Below are 18,344 nucleotides of genomic sequence, written 5' to 3' on the forward strand. Positions count from 1 at the left end.
GTCCGTGCCCGATGGCAACGACGCCGCAGGCCGGGCAACCAGCCAGGGACTGATCCGTTTCAATGCGAAGGAGCAGGCTCTCGGCAGATCCGGTGACGGAGGTGATGTGCACTCCAGTGATACCGAGCAGAGTGTCAGCGCGTTCGCACCAGCGCCCACCGGGACAGGACGTAGAATTAGACAAGTCAGGGTCTCTTTTGAGGTTGGAAGTTTGGTCGCTACCAATTCAAAGAGACCCTGACCCCGTTCCGTGCGCGCCACGCCGCAGCAGCCGCAGAACATCCCGCCATCTCAAATTCCTGAGGACACCCTAACCACGCTCAAATGCGAAGGGCCCGTTTGTTCAGGAGTGCTTGTGCCTGCCGTTCCATCTTCCATCATTGAAACCATCTGGGACCAGTTCAGTGCTCTGATACCACCGGTGGTCGATGACCATCCGCTGGGTTGCCACCGACCACGGGTGACTGACCGGATCGTGTTCGACAAGCTCGTCCAGGTACTGGTGCTCGGTGTCGCCTACGACAAGATCTCTGACACCATCTGCTCGGCGACCACAATCCGGCGGCGTCGGGACGCGTGGATCGCTGCAGGGATCTTCACCGAACTCGAACAGATCGCCCTGGAGGCCTACGACCGGTACTGCGGACTGGAGCTGGAAGATCTGGCCGTTGACGGGTGTCTGGTCAAGGCCCCGTGCGGCGGTGAAGCGGCTGGCCGTTCGCCGGTTGATCGCGGCAAGGGCGGGACCAAACGCTCTTTACTCACCGACGGGGCGGGCCTGCCTCTGGGGTGCGTGGTCGCCGGCGCCAACCGCCATGATTCACCCCTGCCGCGCCCCACCCTGGAAAGGCTTGGCCGGTTCGGCTTCGACCTGCCCGAAGACATCCATGTGCACCTGGACGCCGGTTACGACTCCGGCGCCACCCGCGACCTGCTCGACGAACTGGGCTGCGAGGCCCACATCGCTAAGAAAGGCGTCCCGGCACCGATCCAGAACACCTCACGCTGGGTCGTCGAACGCACGAACTCGTGGCACAATCGCGGCTTTAAGAAGCTCCACATCTGCACCGAGAAGCGGACCCGGGTGATCGACGCGTTCATCGCCCTGGCAGATACGATCATCACCATCCGCAGACTCATCCGCCAGGCCTGGACCACCCACCGCTGGGACACCCGGCCAACACGCAGACCATACCCTATCGGCGGAATCTCTAATTGTCTGGACTTGGTCAACCAACGTGTAGTGGTTTCCTGTTGGCTCTCCTGCAGGCCTGTTATGAGGATGCGGATGTTGTCGTTGGTTCGCGGTACCGAATGCCGAAGCCGCGGGTTAGTGGGGCCAGGAAGGCGATTAACGCAGAGAAGATGAGCCCACTCCAATTGAACACTGCCCAGGGTAAGAATTCGAAGTTGTCTACGCCGAGCGTAGTCGCGAAAAACACACCGCTCACTGTCCACGGCATTAGTACCTCGGTGATGGTGATTGAGTCCTCCATGCTGCGGGACAAATTGACCGGGTGGAGGTTCCTTTTGCGATAAGCCTCTCCGTATAGGTCGTTGATCAGGAAGTATGTGACCAAGGCATTGGAGATGGTGACGATCATGGTGAATCCGGACAGCAATGTAGCCGCGACCAGTCCACCGGTCGTCTTCAGCTTCTCGATCATACGACCGATCAGGATGCGGAGCACGTTTGACTTCTCTAGTGCCGCAGCGAAGAAAAAGGCGCAGAATACAAAGAACGCCGAGCTGTACATCGAATACAGCCCACCGCGGTTCAGTAACTCCGCGAGCGAATCCGATACTCCATCACTGCTAGGCAGCATCTCTGTAGTGAAGCCGGAGACCGCCGAGGCGAAGAGGTCTGCGCCGTCGAACCCTTGCACGATTCCCGCCAGCAGCAGCGCCGACATTGAGGACACGAATAGCACCATCAGTGGCGATTTGCGTAGGATCGACCCGATGAGCACGACGGCGGCCGGGATCAGCAGGGTTGGGTTCAGGTCGAACAAGGCGTTCAGCTCGCTGGTGGTGCTGGTGATCGCGTCCAGGTTCGCCGACGAGTCGCCGATCGAATTGCCCGCGATTAAGAACACGGCAATAGCTAGCAATGATGACGGGACTGCTGTATAGAGCATGTGGCGTATGTGCTCATACAAGTCGGCGCCGGCGGCTAACGAGCTCATGTTTGTGGTGTCCGAAAGCGGCGAGAGTTTGTCGCCGAAATAGGCGCCCGAGACTACCGCACCTGCGGTGATCGCCAAGGACACGTCCATTGTCTGTGCAACGCCGATGAGGGCGACGCCGACGGTGCCGCCGGCACCCCACGACGTGCCGGTGAAGGTCGCGACGATGGCCGTAATGATGAAAGCGAGAACATACAGAAATGCCGGGTCGATGAGTTCCAGGCCGTAGTAGACCATCAACGGGATCGTCCCGGCGACCATCCAAGCACCAATCAGCATTCCAATGCTGAGCAGGATCAGGATGGCAGGAAGGGCCTGCTTGATCTTCTCGCCCATGTCCTCGAGGACCTGCGCCAGGGTGATGCCATATCGGGCGGCGAAGAGGGTGAACACAATTCCCGCGAAGATGAGCATCAGTTCCGCTGGGTACTTCAGGATCCCGATTCCGCCGACCAGGATCACCACCGTAATGGCCACGGGAACGAGAGCCATCGCGACGGCCGGCTGGGGCGGCGTTCGGGCGTCTTTCTTCTCCATAGAGGCAGTCCTCTCGTTGCTGGTGCTGCGATGGCGCTCTTACAGCTTCGGTAGGGAATCGAACGCTTTGTCGAGGTCCTCGATCTGTCGTTCCGCGCCTTCGAGCCCCACGGAGAGGCGGATCAGGCCGGGCGCCAAACCGTTCGAACGTAGCTGCGCGGCGTTGCCCGGTCGCATTGGCGAGGTCACGAGGCTCTCATACCCACCCCAGCTGGCACCGATGCGGAACAATGACAGGCTGTCGATGAATCGGCGGACCCGTTCGAACGTGCCGTTCCGGAGGTCGAAGCTCAGCAGGCCGGAGAAGCCGCTGAACTGCGCACTAATGATGTTCTCGTCGAGCGCGTGGTCGGCGTAGGGGTGATGGACCGCCACGACCTCCGGGTGGGAAGCCAGGTGGTTTATGACCCGCTCGGCGTTGCGCTGGTGCTCTTCCATCCGAACCGGAAGGGTCCGTAACCCCCGCAGGATCATTGATGCCTCCAGCGCGGACATGACTGCACCGAGGAGTTGGTACCCTGTGTAGAAGATCTCGGTGATCGCCGCTCGCGAGCCGATCACGGCGCCTCCGATAACGTCGCTGTGACCACCAATGTACTTGGTGCACGAGTGCACAACGAGGTCTATCCCTGAGGAGATCGGCTTCTGGAACAGCGGAGTCGACCACGTATTGTCCATGACGGTCCGAATGCCGTGGTGTCGCGCGACGGCTGTTAACGACCGCAGGTCCAGCACCCGCATGAGCATGGTGCCCGGGCTCTCCACATAGATTAATGCCGTGTTCTCACGAATATGCTCCTCGATATCTTCGCCCGGGTCGGCCAAAACAGTGTGCTCGATGCCGAAGCGGCGCAGATGCTCAGCGAGCTCGAGAGTGGGCCCGTAGATCGTGTTGACGAACAGCACATGGTCGCCACTGCGCAACAGCCCGGTCAGAACAGCGCTAATAGCCCCCATGCCGGAGGCGAAACACTTGGCCGCCTCACCGCCCTCCAACAATGACAGGCGTTCCTCAAGAAACGCCACCGTGGGATTGGTCCCACGACTGTACACGAAGTGCTCGTGCTCCGCGGCCTGCTGTCGAACGAAGGCGTCGAAGGACGGCTTCGCGAACAAGCTGGTCTGGAAGATTGGTGGCGCGACTGCACCGGCGCTTTCCCCTGGCCCGTTCCAGGCACCCATGCAGATCTCTCTATCCGTACTGTGCAAATGTGCACCTCTCTCTTGGTGTTTGTGGATTCAGCGCGTCCGACGCCGCTTCCGGTGCGACCCTCACCAATACCCACGCGCCTCATCTTCTCCGGGAATCGACTCCGAATCAGCGGCCTGGCCGGTCGTTGGACCGTGCACACTTCGGCGACTGCGACGGGAGTCCGCTGCTGGGCTCTGGCGTGGATTACATCTTCCATGGTGTCCTTGCTGGCTTTGTGTGGTGTGCGGAAGCTCGGCGGATCGAGTTGATGTCGACCATCAGCCGGCGACGCTGCTTCATAGGGACCTAGATTCTCCTGGCTTTCTTCCACTTGTCATTGAATCAGTCCAACTGATGGGAGGGATAATGATCAGGCTAAGGTGAGATTTGTAGACGAAGATGCCACAGTCCTGTACATGACCAAAGACGCGGCGCCGACGGAGCCGACGTCGATGCCGAGTTCCGACTGCCGGACCTCGACTGAATGCACTTCACTTATAGTAAACAGACGATTGATCTCGCGCGCTGCTATGGGGAGAACGACTTTAGAGAGTTCCGGCCATTCCGGTCCACCGAAAACTATTGCCTCGAGATCGAGTGCATTCGCAAGGTTCGAGGCAGCTCGTCCGAAGGCATGTCCAACTGCCTCCAACATCTCCCGGGCCGAATCGGTTCCTGTCTCCGCAAGTTCCGAGAGTTTGGCGATGGCAGCTGCCACTTCTATTGGGTCTTTGGTGTCCACGGCTTTCAAAACACCGGCTTCTACGGCGCACGAGACAATGTAAGGAGGGGCTGTTGTGATCGCGACGCATCCTCGTCCGCCGCAAGAGCAGATTGGACCGTTGGGGTCGCCGCTTAAATGGCCAATCTCTCCGAGGTTCTTGGAGGCCCCCCGAATGATCTCGCCGTCAAGGACTACACCAGCGCCGACACCGGTTCCGACATAAATGAACGCGAAGTTGGACAGTTGCTGGCGTCCCGCCCACAACTCTCCAGTTGTGGCGGCGATTGTATCCTTTTCCAATACAGTAACTAGTCCAAGCCGCGTCTCCAACTCATTACGAAGTTCGAGCAGCGACCACCCGCGTAGATTTGGTGGGCCGACCAAAGTTCCGGCATCGACGTCAATAGGGCCCGGGCAGGAAACGCCCAATCCGCTCACTGCATCTACACCGATCATATTGTCCCGCAGCATCGTACATACTGAGGTTTCGATCGCGTCGAGACCTGCCTCCGGGTCGTCACCCGGAGGCGTAGCGACCGACGTACGATCGACGATGTTGCCCGCGAGGTCGAGGACGACGAGATCCATTCGTGCAGGGTCAATGTGCAGACCTACAGCGTATTGGCTGTCGGCCACAATCTCATAGAAGACAGCGCGTGCTCCGTGCTCTGTCGCCGGTCTAGCAGCAGGTCGTATCAATCCCAACTGTATGAGCCGTTGACAAATGTTCGAAACAGTCTGGATGGTCAGGCCGGTGCGTTCGGCGAGAATACGCTTCGGCAGAGCGCCCGACTGACGAATCAGATCGAGCGCGAGTACTTGGTTGTAATCGCCAACCTGCGGGAGATTCGATCCGCGCTTCCGCATCCCGATGTCCTTTCCATGAAGTCTTATTACGAGTGCATGGTCCGTCTGCAAGCTATTGTTGAATTCAATTTGATTGTATACGCTTTGAGGACTTGGCCCTAGCCTTCAAAGGAGAAGTAGAATGAGGAGAAACCTGTTAAGGACCGTCCTGGCGGCCAGCTCCGTACTTGCCATATCCCTCACTGGCTGTTCATCTGGCTCATCCGGTTCCGATGATACGACACTGGTCTTCCGGCAGTTCGATCCGGCCGCACAAATTCAGGGCCTTGAGAAGGCAGTCGATGCCTGGAATAACTCTCATCCGGATATACAGGTTGAGCTTCAGACTCTCAGTCCCAATGACGTTCAGCAGTTCGCACGCGAAGCGAACTCAGGCACTGGTCCCGATATCACGCAGCTCGGTCTCGCCGACGTCGCATTCGTCGCCGACCCCGACATCCTGCTTCCCCTTGACAAGTACCTCAAGTCAGATCCGTCGATAGATGCTGACAACCTGCTTGCAATGGATATGGTCAAGTCCGACGGTAAGACATGGGCGATGCCTTGGACCGTCGATACCATGGCTCTCGTCTATAACCCGAAGGCATTGGCCAGTGCAGGGATAGATGCGCCGCCCACCTCATGGGAGGAGCTCGCAGATAATGCCGCCAAGATCAGTTCTTCCAGTGGCGGCGAAGTAGCCGGCTTTTGTTGGCCCGCCGGAGGCGCCGCCACCAGTTCCGGTTGGTATGCGATCAATTACTACATCTGGTCACATGGCGGCACTCTAATTGAGAAGTCGTCATCCGGTAAATGGCAGCCAGGTGTTTCCCGATCACAACTCGAGGACGCCATCAAGTACCTCAATGGCCTCTTCGTGTCAGGGGCGACCCCGACCTCATACCAAGCGGTCTCCGACTATAGCGATGCCGCTATTCTGAACGAGCTTGCCACCGGAGACTGTGCGATGAGTTATCAGCCTCCCGCTACTTTCCGCACGGTGCAGTCGCAAGCCGATGCGCAAGGCATTGAGCTGGTGACAGCTCCCATGCCTGACGGTACGACCGACGGGTCTACTCATCTGGGTGGCCGTGCGCTCGGGATCAACCGGAACACCGAGCATCCCGACGCCGCATGGGAATTCATCAAGTACTTGATGAGCTCTGACACGTTCGAAAGCTACGATCAGTACCCTGCCTCAACCAGCACACTTTCAAAATTGGATGTGCCTGAGGCCGAGAAGGGGTACGTCAAGCAATTGCCCCATGCCGAGTCTTTCGCCCGCTACATTGGTTCCGAAACGAATGTGGGGACCATTCAGGAGATCGTAAACGGGCAGTTCTCGGCTGTGTACTCAGGGCAGAAGGACGCTCAGAGCGCAGCCAGCGCGATACTTAAGCAGTTGCGAGCTGCTCTGAAGGGCTGATTTTCATTTCATCGCCTCGTCTACGCAAGGCACAACCTTTTGTGCTTACAGGACCGGCATTGGCCATCATTGCTGTACTGTTTCTGTTCCCGGCTGTGTACAACCTGGTGCTGTCGTTCCAACAGTTGACGCCATATCAGTCGCCTGCTGAGGCAGTATGGGTTGGACTGCGAAACTTCGTCTCTGTGTTCACCTCGCCCCAGACGGCGACAGCGGCCATTAACACTGCGCTGCCATTCACCTTCGCTACCGTGGCCGCACGTGTCGTGCTCGGGTTGGGACTGGCCCAGCTGCTGCAGAGTCGGACTCTAGCGCGGTGGCGGTTGCGGGGCCTTGCCCGTACTCTCGCATTGCTTCCGTGGATGATTCCGCCAGTAGCTGCCGTCGCGAGCTGGCGCTGGATGCTTAATGCCAATACTGGCGTGATCAACCAAATACTCACATCCACCGGTCTGGTCGATAGCGGAATCCCGTTCCTGGCCCAAACAAGTACGGTTTGGTGGGCAATCGATACTATTCTTGTCTGGCGCGAGTTGCCGTTTGTCGTGATCGTGATTATGGCGGGTCTGCAGGCCATCCCACAGGAACAATACGAAGCGGCAGAGCTTGATTCGGCAAATCGTTGGCAGCGGTTCCGCTATGTGACGCTGCCCAACCTGCGCCCGGTGCTCCTTGTCGTGGTGTTGATTACGACTATTCAGACCTTCAATAACTTCGTCTATGTCTGGCTCACTACCGGTGGCGGCCCGGGTAACTACACACAAGTACTCGCTACGCAGTTGTACTCGGCCGCGTTCATCGACAACAACCTTGGGCAGGGAGCCGCAATTGGCTTGATCATGTCGATTGTGATGTTAATATTCGCCCTTGTCTACCTTCGCATCACGTCTGGGAAGGAGAACTTGTGATGTCATCCGGTATTCAAGCACCTTCGCACGACTACACCTTCAGGGCCTCTGATAAAAGGCGCCCACGAGACCTTCTAGTCATAGTGCCGACCTTCATTTTGCTTCTGCTGCTGGTGTTTCCCGTGCTATGGATGGTGTTTACTTCGCTTCGTCCTGCCAGCGCCCTCATCGGTGGGACGGGCCTGTCCGAATTGTTCGTCGATCTCGGCTTCGACTCTTACGTCCGTCTGTTTCAAGGATCGGACTTCGCGCGCTTTATCGGAAACAGCCTACTGATCTCCCTGGTGAGTACCACGTGCACCCTCATTCTGGCGAGTGTGGCCGCCTACGGGTTCTCGCGCTTCCGCTTTCGGGGCCGATACCCCCTGCTGCTCGTGGTGCTGGCAACCCAGCTGGTGCCCTTCGTCGTGCTAATTACGCCGGTGTACCTGTTTTTCTCCACATTAGGTCTGCTCAATACCTACTTCGGACTAATTATCGTGTACGTAGCGATGACGCTGCCGTTGGCCACGTATCTGATGTTGGGGTTCCTTAACACGGTTCCTCGTATGCTCGATGAAGCCGCGCGGGTGGACGGCTGCAACACTTTGCAGGCGATTTTCCGCGTCATATTGCCTGTTGCGGTACCTGGCCTCGTCTCAACAGGGGTGACCACGTTCATCGCCACCTGGGAAGAATTCCTCTTCGCCAGTGTCTTCCTGACCGATCCCAATCTCAAGACTGTGCAGGTTGGGCTATATGGGTTCTTTGGCGAGTACGCGACAGATTGGGGAGTCATTATGGCAGCCGCTACGATTTCGGCCATTCCGACAATCGTGCTGTTTTCGATCATCCAGCGCCGCCTCATTACCGGCGTGGCGGCAGGAAGTGTGAAGGAATAAATATGCCAGTCCGGCCAAATATAATAATCATCTACGCTGACGATCTCGGCTGGGGGGACTTGGGCTGCTACGGCGCCGACGAACTTTCCACTCCGGCTATTGACACACTCGCTGAAAATGGCGTGCGTTTCACCGACTGGTACTCGAACTCACCGGTATGCTCGCCGTCACGGGCATCACTTCTCACCGGCCGTTACCCGGCACACTGTGGCGTCGAAAGTATTCTTGGCGGAACCCGCCGTACCCCGGGACTAAAGCCGCAACGTACACTGGCTGACAGTTTGCGCGGACAGGGGTATACCACCGGCATCTTCGGGAAGTGGCATCTGGGCGCCGATCCGACCTATGGGCCCCTCAAATATGGCTTCGATACCCACTTTGGCTTCCGAGCGGGGTGCGTCGATTACTATTCCCACATCTTTTACTGGAATGACCATAATCCAATTCATGATCTCTGGGAAGATGACGAAGAGGTGTGGCGCAATGGCGAGTATCTCACCACTATAGTGGCAGAGCGCGCCGCCGGCTTTATCGAAGACCACTCGGATGGACCATTCCTCTGCTACGTTCCCTTTAACGCTCCCCACTATCCTCTGCACGCACCGGAACACTACGTATCGCAATTCTCCCACCTGCCAGAGGATCGACGAATGATGGCAGCGATGATTAAGGCAATGGACGACGGCGTCGGACATATCATGGGGACACTTGAGCGGCTTGGATTGCGGGAGGACACGCTTGTATTCTTCTCTTCCGATAACGGGCCTTCCACAGAAGAGCGCAATTGGCTCAATGGTGAGGAAGTCTCATACATGGGAGGTTCGGCCGGCGGTCTACGCGGCCACAAAGGATCGGTATTTGAGGGGGGTATCCGCGTCCCCGCCATCATCTCCTGGCCCCGGAATATCGGGCCCGGGCAGGAAATTACCACCGCCGGTGTGATGATGGATGTTGCCCCGACCGTACTCGATGCAGTGGGCTGCCCTCCCGAAAGCGATATTGATGGCCGCTCAATGCTAGGGACGCTGCTGGGTGCGGATGCGCCGGAGCGCACTATCTTCTGGGAGTACGAGCAGCAGTCAGCCTGTCGTTCCGGCCGGTGGAAGCTAGTGCTTGGGGCCATCGAGAGCCTACAGGGCCCCGTCGTCGTAGAGGCGGCCCTCTTCGACCTGATGACCGATCCCAGCGAACAGAATGATGTGCAGGCCGACTATCCCGATATGTTCGAGAGATTGAGTTCACAACTGCGTGCATGGAGCGCCGAGAACGCGTCCCTGCGTAATGAACATGAGTAATTTGCCCGCGCCCAAACCAGATGTGGAGTAACTGATTATGGATCATAAAGCGACCGCTGCCGAGATGCGCATCGAGCGGTTCACCCGGGAACGGATCCTCCCGGCGGTGAAGCGAAGGAGTACCCCGCTTGCGATTGAGGCGTGGGATGTGCCGGGAGAACCAGTTTCGTTCAATGAAGCACGCGGCGGAGAATACCGTCCGTTCTCGGCAGGCATGCCTTGGAGCCGCCCTTGGGGCACTACATGGTTCCACGTAACGGGCGAGGTCCCTAAGGGGTGGGGCGACGATGATGCATCACTGGAGATACATGTGGACCTGGGCTTCACAGATCGCCAGGCAGGGTTCCAGGCAGAGGGCCTTGTTTATCGTCCGGATGGTTCAATCATTAAGGCATTGGAGCCGCTGAATGCCTACGTACCGCTGGAAGCGCACTGCTCAGTGGACGTCTACATCGAAGCCGCGTCGAATCCCGATGTGGGGGGCAACTACTTCTACTTACCGACGCACCTCGGGGATCCCGAAACTGCCGGCAATGAACCGATCTACACACTGCGTCGTATCGACCTCGTCGAACGCGATCCAACGGTATGGCGCTTGTATCACGATGTATGCGCTCTTGTTGGCGTTGCAGACCAACTGGAGACCAGCGCACCCCGCCGCGCTGCAATACTGGGCGCCCTGGAACGGATGTGCGACGAGGTCGATCCCCAGAATGTTGCCGGAACCGCGGCAGCTGGACGCGAACTCCTCTCGTCCTCCCTCGCCAGTCCAGCATCAGCGAGTTCCCATCACGTAGTCGCAGTTGGCCATGCCCACATCGATTCAGCTTGGCTATGGCCCGTACGCGAGACAATCCGCAAATGTGCCCGCACGTTCTCAAATGTGCTGCAGCTAATGGACGAGGCCCCCGAATTCGTGTTCGCGTGCTCGAGTGCTCAACAGTTCGACTGGATGCGGCGATACTATCCCCAGCTCTTTGAACAGATCCGGGAGCGGGTCGCGGAAGGCCGCTTCATCCCAGTTGGCGGAATGTGGGTCGAATCAGACATCAACATGCCCGGCGGTGAGGCATTGGTGCGCCAGTTCCTGCGTGGAAAAGGCTTCTTCCAGCGTGAGTTTGGCATCGAGCCGACTGAAGTATGGCTTCCTGACACCTTCGGTTACACAGCCGCGTTCCCCCAAATCGCAAAACTGGCAGGCAACGATTTCATGCTGACGCAAAAGCTGTCGTGGAACGAAGTTAATCCAATGCCACATCATACTTTCCTGTGGGAAGGGATTGACGGAACTCAGATCTTTACTCACTTTCCGCCAGCTGACACATATAACTCGGACCTATCCGGCGAGGATCTGACTCGCGCCGAACGGCAATTCTCGGAAAAGGGCGAGTCGAACATTTCGCTCCTGCCATTCGGCTTTGGCGACGGTGGCGGGGGGCCAACACGGGAAATGGTCGAGGCCGCTGACCGCAAGCGGAATCTCGAAGGATCGCCCACAGTGGAGATATCGTCTCCACTTCGCTTCTTCAAGGAGGCGGAGAGGCAACTTTCCACTCCGAGTGTCTGGTCGGGAGAAATGTACCTCGAACTGCATCGTGGGACTTATACCTCCCAGGCCGGCACTAAGAGCGGCAACCGCCGGAATGAACACCTCCTGCGCGAAGCTGAGCTTTGGTCCGCAACCGCCGCCGTCCGCGGCGTCATCGAATACCCGTATGACGAACTGAATGAAATATGGGAACGCGTCCTGCTGCTGCAGTTTCATGACATCCTTCCTGGTTCGTCGATCGCCTGGGTGCATCGAGAAGCAGAGAGCGACCACGCGGAGATGAGCCAGCGTCTGGAGGAGATCATCGCACGGGCGCAACGTGCTCTGGCCGGCAGAGGCGCCAAACGCATCGCGTTCAACGCAGCACCTGTTGCACACCATGATGTCCCTGCCAGCGGTGCAGCCCTCAATATCCCAAAGCAATTTGCTGCACCCATCGTCGATGGAGAGGGCTGGACGATGCGCGGCGACCGGATCGAAGCCCGCTTCAATTCAGCTGGCATACTTGTGTCACTCATCGATCGCAGAACCGGACGGGATGCTGTGCCATCTGGCCAGGAAGCCGCAGTTCTGCAGGTTTTTCGGGACACACCTAATCAATGGGACGCATGGGATATCGACGTGCATTACCGCAACAACAAAGCTGAGCTGCGGCAGGCCGACGACACGTGCGTGGACGACGAAGCTCTCGTCGTTACACGCAGTTTCGGCTCGTCCACCATGACCCAAAGGTTCAGCCTTTCCCAAGAGGCAACGGAAATTGATATTGAAACCCGGGTTGATTGGCGTGAGCAGGAGAAGATGCTCAAGCTCGCCTTTGCCGTGGATGTCCTCGCCGACCATGCCACCTCAGAGATCCAGTTCGGCCACCTGCAACGCCCGACACATACAAATACATCTTGGGATAAAGCCCGTTTCGAAACGATTGCCCACCGCTGGGTTCATGTAGGCGAGCATGGCTTTGGCGCCTACGTAGCCAACCGGGCAACTTATGGCCACGACATCACACGACAACGCAACCTTGACGGGGCACCTTTCACCCTCGTGAGGGAATCGTTGCTGAGGTCACCAATGTTCCCCGACCCTAAATCTGATCAGAGCGAGCATGTGCTCCAAACTTCCTTTGGTATCGGATCCACGATCGACACGGCAGTGAGCGCGGGATACCGAATGAATCTGCCTTTGCGCATACTCGAAGGCGGCAAGGCCCCAGCCCCTGTCGTCACTGTCGACTCGCGGTCGGTACTGGTTGAGTCGGTGAAGCTCGCTGAGGATCGATCAGGTGATCTAATCGTGCGCCTTTATGAGTCTCTGGGCGGATCGGAGCCGGCGACCGTGGACATCGATGCATCATGGACGGCGGCATGGCGAACTGATCTACTGGAGCGCGACGCGGAGGAGGCGCGATGGTGGCCAAGCGGGCCGATTGAGATGGCTGTAAAGCCATTCGAAATCATTACGCTGCGGATGCGGGTGGACAGTTGACCCACTCACCTTGCAGGGTCTTTTCAAAGTCGGGTGAGGTGGTGTTCGCGCTCTTGCCGTGGCGTGGCGGCTTTTAATGGAGGAGTGTTATGTCGCAAGAGATCGGTGACAGTTCTGCCTCAGGACATCGGTGACACTTGGGCGGGTTTTGGTGGTGACACTTCCAGTGGTGTTAACGGTTTTGGCCTGGCCCGTGGTGGTGGCGAAGAATGATGGGTGAATAAGAATGAGCCTGTCAATGCCTGTATCCGTCTCGCCATCGCCGGGTGGCCCGATGACGCACCACGCGGTGCGGTCAGCACGTAGACCCCTCAACGGAATCCGGGTCGATCTTGGTCAGGAACGTCTTAGAATCGGCCGAGCGTTGTCGGGGGCTTTCTGCCCGACGAGAGCGCCCGCGAACCATGAGGTTATGGTCGTCGGGTGGGTTATCGCTGTGCCGACGACGACGGCGAAGGCACCCGCCTCAAGGGCTGCCGCGGCCTGGATAGGAGTATGGATCCTGCCTTCCGCCAGTACGGGCTTACTCACCACCGCGACGAGCTCGCGGACCAGGGCGAGGTCCGGCTCCTCGGTCCTCGCCCGCTCTCCCGTATGCCCGGAGAGGGTGGTTCCGATACAGTCGGCCCCGGCATCTTCGGCGTATATGCCGTCTGCCACACTGCCGACATCGGCCATGACGAGCGCAGATGTCTGCCGATGCAGTTCCGTGATCGTTTCCTGCAGCGACAGGCCGTCGGGACGCGATCTGCCAGTGCCGTCTATGGCTACGATTTCGGCACCAGCCTCAGCGACGGCGATGGCGTGCTCCAGAGTGGGCGTGATGAAAATGTCGTTGCCTGGTACCTTCCAAAGCCCGATTTGGAGTGCCTCGATGTTGTCGTGGATGAGTCTGATGTCATCCAGGCCCTGGGCCCGGATGGCGACAGCACCCCCGAGTACAGCGGATTGGGCCATCAGCATCATGGTGTGCGGATCTTGGAGCGGCTCGCCGGGATATGCCTGGCACGACACGACGAGCTTGCCCCGTAGCATTTCGAGCGGTGGAGTGCCCGTTATGTGGCTCATTGTCGATCTCCCTTCCGCAGATCAACAACGCGGATCAGAGAGCTGTGCGGGAGGTCGTCCGCCTCGCGCAGCAGGCGAGCGGCTCCGTCCAGCGACGTCCCTTCCGGCTGCAGATGACTGCTGGGGCCCCACTCGTTGAGGGCGCGTGCGATACCAGGCAGAAACAGGTCGCTGGCAGGGGAGAGCCCGCCGATGAGGGAATACTTCAGATCAGCGGTGAGACCGGCCCGTCGTGCCGCAGCCGCAACGGCGCGACCTATGTGTCCAGAGGCTTCTTTGAGGATCGAGACAGAGGTCGGATCGGCGTCACGCGCGGCGTTAATCACTACTCGGGCGAAAGCGGCGACTTCGCCTATCGGAGATGCGGCGGAGGCGACTGCGATGGGGATAGCAGATGTGCCCGTGTACTTGTCCTTCGCCTTTTCCAGGAGGTACGAGGAGGCGGGCTCACGGCCGTCTTCGGCGGATAGCGCGGCGATCAGCCCCTGCCGGCCGATCCACCAGCCCGACCCCTCATCTCCGATCAGCGGACCGACACCGTCCACGCGGGCGAATTCGCCGGACTCGGACCGCGCCAGTGCCACCAACCCGGTGCCGAGGGAGACGACGATGCCGGGGCCGCTTCCCACAGCACCGAGGTATGAGGTGACGGCATCGTCGGCGAGGGTGAGACGAGTGGTTCCGAAGGCGTTGTATAGGTCACGTGCTGTGTCCAATGTGTCGGGGACGCGGCCGAAGACTCCGGTGACGCCTCCGGCTATGGAGTCGAATCTCTCGATTCCGGTGTTGTCGACCGCTTCGCGCACGACGGCGTTTATTGCGTCGCGGAAGGGGGTACCCATCACGTAGCCCGGTCCGGAGAACTCTGGTCCGGCCGTGCCGTCGATGCTCGCGCGGGCACGGAATCCGGTCTGGCCGAGGTCGAAGGTCAAGGTAGTCATCTGCTGCTCACTTTCGGTCTCACACATTCTTGTCCAGAAGACGCTGCAGCCAGCTTGCCCTTGCCCGGTGCGCCTGACGGGACACCTCGGCGTCTTCGACCACGCAGTCGGAGCTGTGGGATCCGCCCGACCACATGTGCAGCTCGACCGCGTTTCCCGCGGCGTTGAGCCGGCCCGCGAAGTCAAGGCAGCCGTCACGGAACAGCTCCGCCGATCCCGCGTCGACAAATGTGGGAACCATGCCTTCCAGATCCGCGCGCTCTCCCGGCGGGATAGTGGAGGCCCCCGCGAGGACCACGGACCACGCGGTTCGATTTGATTGATCGCTCCATGCCGGGTCGTGCGCGAACTGCTCCAGTCGACGGACGCTCCAGGCGGTCGAGCATCGGGCAGGTGAGGAGTTGGCCGGCAAGCCGGACGCCCCGCCCGCGTGCGGCGAATGCACATGCAGCGGCAAGACCGCCACCACCGCTCTGACCGGCGAGTACGGTCGGGAGGCCGTCCGCGCCACAGTCGACAACAATGGCCAGTACGGCGTCGATCATTTCATCGAGCTCGTGCTCGGGGGCAAGCGGGTATTCCACAGTCCATACATCTGCACCGGCCGGCTCGGCGTGTCTGGCTACGACATCCACTCCGTCGAAGCGATTCCCGGCGATGAAGCCACTGCCGTGAAGGAAGACGACGTGGGCCCTCGGGTCGCGGTGAACTGGACGGAAGATCGTCACCGAGCAGGCGCTGGAGGTCCGCTCTTCTCGGATCAGGCCGAGCCGGTTCGCAACCTCTTCGACCGTCGTCCTCCGGGATGCTCCGGAACGGCGGTAAGCTTCGATATCTGCATGAGTACGCAGATCGGTTGGAAGAGCCGTTGCGAGGCCGTTCAGCCCGGAGCGCAGAACGGCCGCCGCCCCCGGATGCAGACGGACGACGGGCCCGTCTCGCGGTCCTGTCGGCATAGGCGGGATCATTCTTGTCGAAGACGACATGCTTGCCTCCCTCTACTCTGCACCGGGGTGCGAGTCGGTTGATTCCGTGCCCCGAAGATCCCGTTCGATCTCTTCGAGGCTGCGGCCCTTGGTCTCGGGGATATACCGGGCCGCGAAGACGACAAGGATGATGCAGAATGCCGCGTAGAGCCAGAAAGCGCCCGAGGTGCCGAGTGCGTCGAGCATCGGCAGGAAGGTGAGAGAGACGACGAAGCTGAGGCTCCAGTTGGAGAACAGCGTCACGCTCATCGCGGTGCCTCGGATCTTCAGCGGGTAGATCTCTGACGGAATGATGAACACGACGACGTTCAAGCTCGCCGCGACAGCGGCAATGTAGACGGCGACACAGATGAAAGCAACCATACCGGCTACGTCCGAGAGGCCACCGATCATGAACGTCGTGGCCAGGGCGATGAGAGAGACAGCCATGATAGAAACGCCGGAGATGAGCAGCGGCTTGCGCCCGATGCGGTCCACCAGGCTCATCCCCACCAGCGTCATGACGACGTTGACGAGCCCGATGCCGACCGTCGCCAGGATCGCCGCCGAGGCATCGAAGCCCGCGTTCTGGAAGATGATCGGCGCGTAGTAGATGACCGTGTTGACACCGGTGGCCTGGCCGAGGACCTGGAGACCAATGCCGGCCAGGAGTGCCGGGGCCATCCATCGCCGGGTCAGGTCGCGGAGGCGGGTGCGTCCGCCCGATCCGACCTGCTCGATTTCCGCGATCTCGCCTTCTACGGCGTTCGCGGGCCGCAGGCGTGCCAGGATAGCCCGGGCCCGATCGCCCCTTCCGTTCAAGAGCAGCCAGCGCGGGCTCTCGGGCAAAAAGAGCATCCCGATGCCCAACGCGAGGGCAGGAATAATGCCGACCGCGAACATCGCTCTCCAGTTCTCGCTGTCGGTGAAAGCGTAGCCGATGAAGTAGGCGACGGCGATGCCGATGGTGATGAGCAACTGGTTGACGGCGACGAGGCGGCCACGGCTGGCCGGGGGCGCGACCTCCGAGATGAAAGTGGGCACGAGGGCCGAAGTGGTGCCGATGCCGATGCCGAGGATGACGCGGGCGGCGACAAGGGTGAGGAACGACGGGGCGAGGGCCGCGAGAGCGGATCCGACCGTGAAAATGGCCGCTGCGATCAGGATCATCGTGCGGCGTCCGAAGCGGTCGGCAAGCCTGCCGGAGCCGAGGGCCCCGATCATGGCACCAACCACGATGGAACTGACCACGACGCCGGATGTGAACGAGGAGAGCCCGAAGTCGTCATTGATGAAAGTCAGCGCACCGGAGATAACGCCGGTGTCATAGCCGAAGAGGAAACCGCCCAAGGCGACCACGGAGGTGATGCCCAGCACGGCCCGCGTTCGGTTCCTGGCCGAGGGATCGTTTCGTGAGTTTTTCAGCTGTGAAGCGTACTGATCGTCTGTCATGTCCGGTGTTCCTTCATTGGAGCCAGAAAATTGGTTAGATCCAATAATGCGATTAATGCCGGACCTACGCAATAGATCTCGTAAAATCGTGAGAACATGAAGTATTGGTACGAACCATATTACGAAGGGTGGGTGCCGCAGTGTTCCCGGGATCAAAGCACGAGTGGCTTGGCGCGGAGCTGCGCAAGCAGATAGAGCCCCTCGACGCGCACACGCCGCTGTCAACTGAACGGGAACTCGCCGTTCGTTACCAGGTGAGCCGTGCTACCGTTCGGACCGCACTGCGCGGGCTTGAGGCCGCTGGGATCGTCTACCGGGTCCAGGGTGCGGGAACGTTTGTGTCGGACTCGACCGTGTCGAAAACCCTGACACTCACCTCGTTCAGCGAGGATATGCGGAGGCGGGCGAGCCGCCCCGACTCTCGGGTCGTCGTTGCAGGGGAGGTACCTGCGGGCAGCGTCATCGGGGGCGAACTGCGATTGTCCGTTGATGATCCGGTTGTGCGGTTGGTCCGGCTCCGGCTCGCGGACGACGAGCCGATGTGCCTGGAGACGAGTTATCTGCCAGCGGTATTGGTCCCGGGACTTCTCGGCGAAGACCTGTCGTCTTCTCTATACGAAAAGCTGGATACTCTGGGTATACGTCCGGTGCGCGCCGAACAGGTCGTCACAGCAGTCACAACGGAGGACACTGAGGCGGGGCTGCTCGTTGTGCCGCCGGGGGCCCCCGCACTCCGGGTCCAGCGCATCGGTCTCGATCATCGTGACCAACCGGTCGAACGTACGACGAGTCTCTATCGGGCAGATCGCTACGATTTGAAATTCGGCGTTAGGCGTGAGCCGTTGATCTAGCGTGGCTCCGAGGGCGCACCCTTCTTTGTACAGATGGG

The 18,344-nt window shown here is 59.6% G+C and carries 12 protein-coding genes and 3 pseudogenes; 7 read left to right on the forward strand and 8 right to left on the reverse strand.

The genetic code is table 11. The features are described 5' to 3' along the window. Positions 1-184 (reverse strand): annotated as a pseudogene (locus tag H535_RS29635) (ISL3 family transposase); the annotation flags it as partial. Between the two features lie 171 nt (positions 185-355). Here H535_RS29635 and H535_RS0113545 point away from each other — a divergent pair. Further along, positions 356-1,192 (forward strand): annotated as a pseudogene (locus H535_RS0113545) (IS5 family transposase); the annotation flags it as partial. An 82-nt stretch (positions 1,193-1,274) separates the two neighbouring features. Here the strand turns inward: H535_RS0113545 and nhaC are convergent. From nhaC to H535_RS0113560, 3 genes are all read right to left on the reverse strand, one after another. Next, on the reverse strand, positions 1,275-2,651 hold the full coding sequence (gene nhaC / locus H535_RS0113550) for a Na+/H+ antiporter NhaC (protein WP_211236594.1): 1,377 nt from the start codon (positions 2,649-2,651) through the stop codon (positions 1,275-1,277). A 111-nt stretch (positions 2,652-2,762) separates the two neighbouring features. Then, positions 2,763-3,905, reverse strand: a complete 1,143-nt coding sequence (locus tag H535_RS0113555) for a trans-sulfuration enzyme family protein (RefSeq protein WP_035769643.1) — start codon at positions 3,903-3,905, stop codon at positions 2,763-2,765. 380 nt (positions 3,906-4,285) lie between these two features. Then, complete coding sequence (locus H535_RS0113560; protein ID WP_026819975.1) at positions 4,286-5,506, reverse strand: ROK family transcriptional regulator; 1,221 nt, start codon at positions 5,504-5,506, stop codon at positions 4,286-4,288. A gap of 121 nt (positions 5,507-5,627) precedes the next feature. Between H535_RS0113560 and H535_RS0113565 the strand changes: the two genes are divergently transcribed. Genes H535_RS0113565 through H535_RS0113585 form a run of 5 tightly spaced genes read left to right on the forward strand, consistent with a single transcriptional unit; the run spans position 5,628 to position 13,029 of the window. Beyond that, complete coding sequence (locus H535_RS0113565; protein WP_026819976.1) at positions 5,628-6,911, forward strand: ABC transporter substrate-binding protein; 1,284 nt, start codon at positions 5,628-5,630, stop codon at positions 6,909-6,911. A 59-nt stretch (positions 6,912-6,970) separates the two neighbouring features. After that, positions 6,971-7,819: a carbohydrate ABC transporter permease gene (locus tag H535_RS25455; RefSeq protein WP_051299287.1), complete on the forward strand. Its 849-nt coding sequence runs from the start codon at positions 6,971-6,973 to the stop codon at positions 7,817-7,819. Next, complete coding sequence (locus H535_RS0113575; protein WP_051299289.1) at positions 7,819-8,700, forward strand: carbohydrate ABC transporter permease; 882 nt, start codon at positions 7,819-7,821, stop codon at positions 8,698-8,700. Before H535_RS25455 ends, H535_RS0113575 begins: the two co-directional genes overlap by 1 nt. A gap of 2 nt (positions 8,701-8,702) precedes the next feature. After that, positions 8,703-9,995, forward strand: coding sequence for a sulfatase-like hydrolase/transferase (locus H535_RS0113580; RefSeq protein ID WP_035769646.1), 1,293 nt, complete (start codon positions 8,703-8,705; stop codon positions 9,993-9,995). A gap of 37 nt (positions 9,996-10,032) precedes the next feature. After that, positions 10,033-13,029 (forward strand): alpha-mannosidase, encoded by a 2,997-nt coding sequence (locus tag H535_RS0113585; RefSeq protein WP_026819978.1) that lies wholly within the window; start codon positions 10,033-10,035, stop codon positions 13,027-13,029. Between the two features lie 336 nt (positions 13,030-13,365). Here the strand turns inward: H535_RS0113585 and H535_RS25460 are convergent, their stop codons facing one another. From H535_RS25460 to H535_RS25475, 4 genes and pseudogenes are all read right to left on the reverse strand, one after another. Next, the gene (locus H535_RS25460; RefSeq protein ID WP_051299292.1) at positions 13,366-14,097 is read right to left on the reverse strand and encodes an N-acetylmannosamine-6-phosphate 2-epimerase; all 732 of its coding nucleotides are present in this window, start codon (positions 14,095-14,097) and stop codon (positions 13,366-13,368) included. Then, positions 14,094-15,038, reverse strand: coding sequence for an N-acetylglucosamine kinase (locus tag H535_RS27825; RefSeq protein ID WP_162144882.1), 945 nt, complete (start codon positions 15,036-15,038; stop codon positions 14,094-14,096). The genes H535_RS25460 and H535_RS27825 overlap by 4 nt, the downstream gene beginning before the upstream one ends. Before the next feature lie 19 nt (positions 15,039-15,057). Further along, positions 15,058-16,024, reverse strand: a pseudogene (locus tag H535_RS30385) (alpha/beta hydrolase). Between the two features lie 12 nt (positions 16,025-16,036). Then, positions 16,037-17,455, reverse strand: a complete 1,419-nt coding sequence (locus H535_RS25475; protein WP_081416692.1) for a sugar porter family MFS transporter — start codon at positions 17,453-17,455, stop codon at positions 16,037-16,039. Positions 17,456-17,595: 140 nt separating this feature from the next. Between H535_RS25475 and H535_RS25480 the strand changes: the two genes are divergently transcribed. Next, entirely contained in the window at positions 17,596-18,306 is a 711-nt protein-coding gene (locus H535_RS25480) for a GntR family transcriptional regulator (RefSeq protein ID WP_035769647.1), read from the forward strand. Positions 18,307-18,344 lie beyond the last annotated feature (38 nt).

This window comes from Arthrobacter castelli DSM 16402 (assembly GCF_000430705.1).
In the GTDB taxonomy this organism is placed as follows: Bacteria; Actinomycetota; Actinomycetes; order Actinomycetales; family Micrococcaceae; genus Arthrobacter_C; species Arthrobacter_C castelli.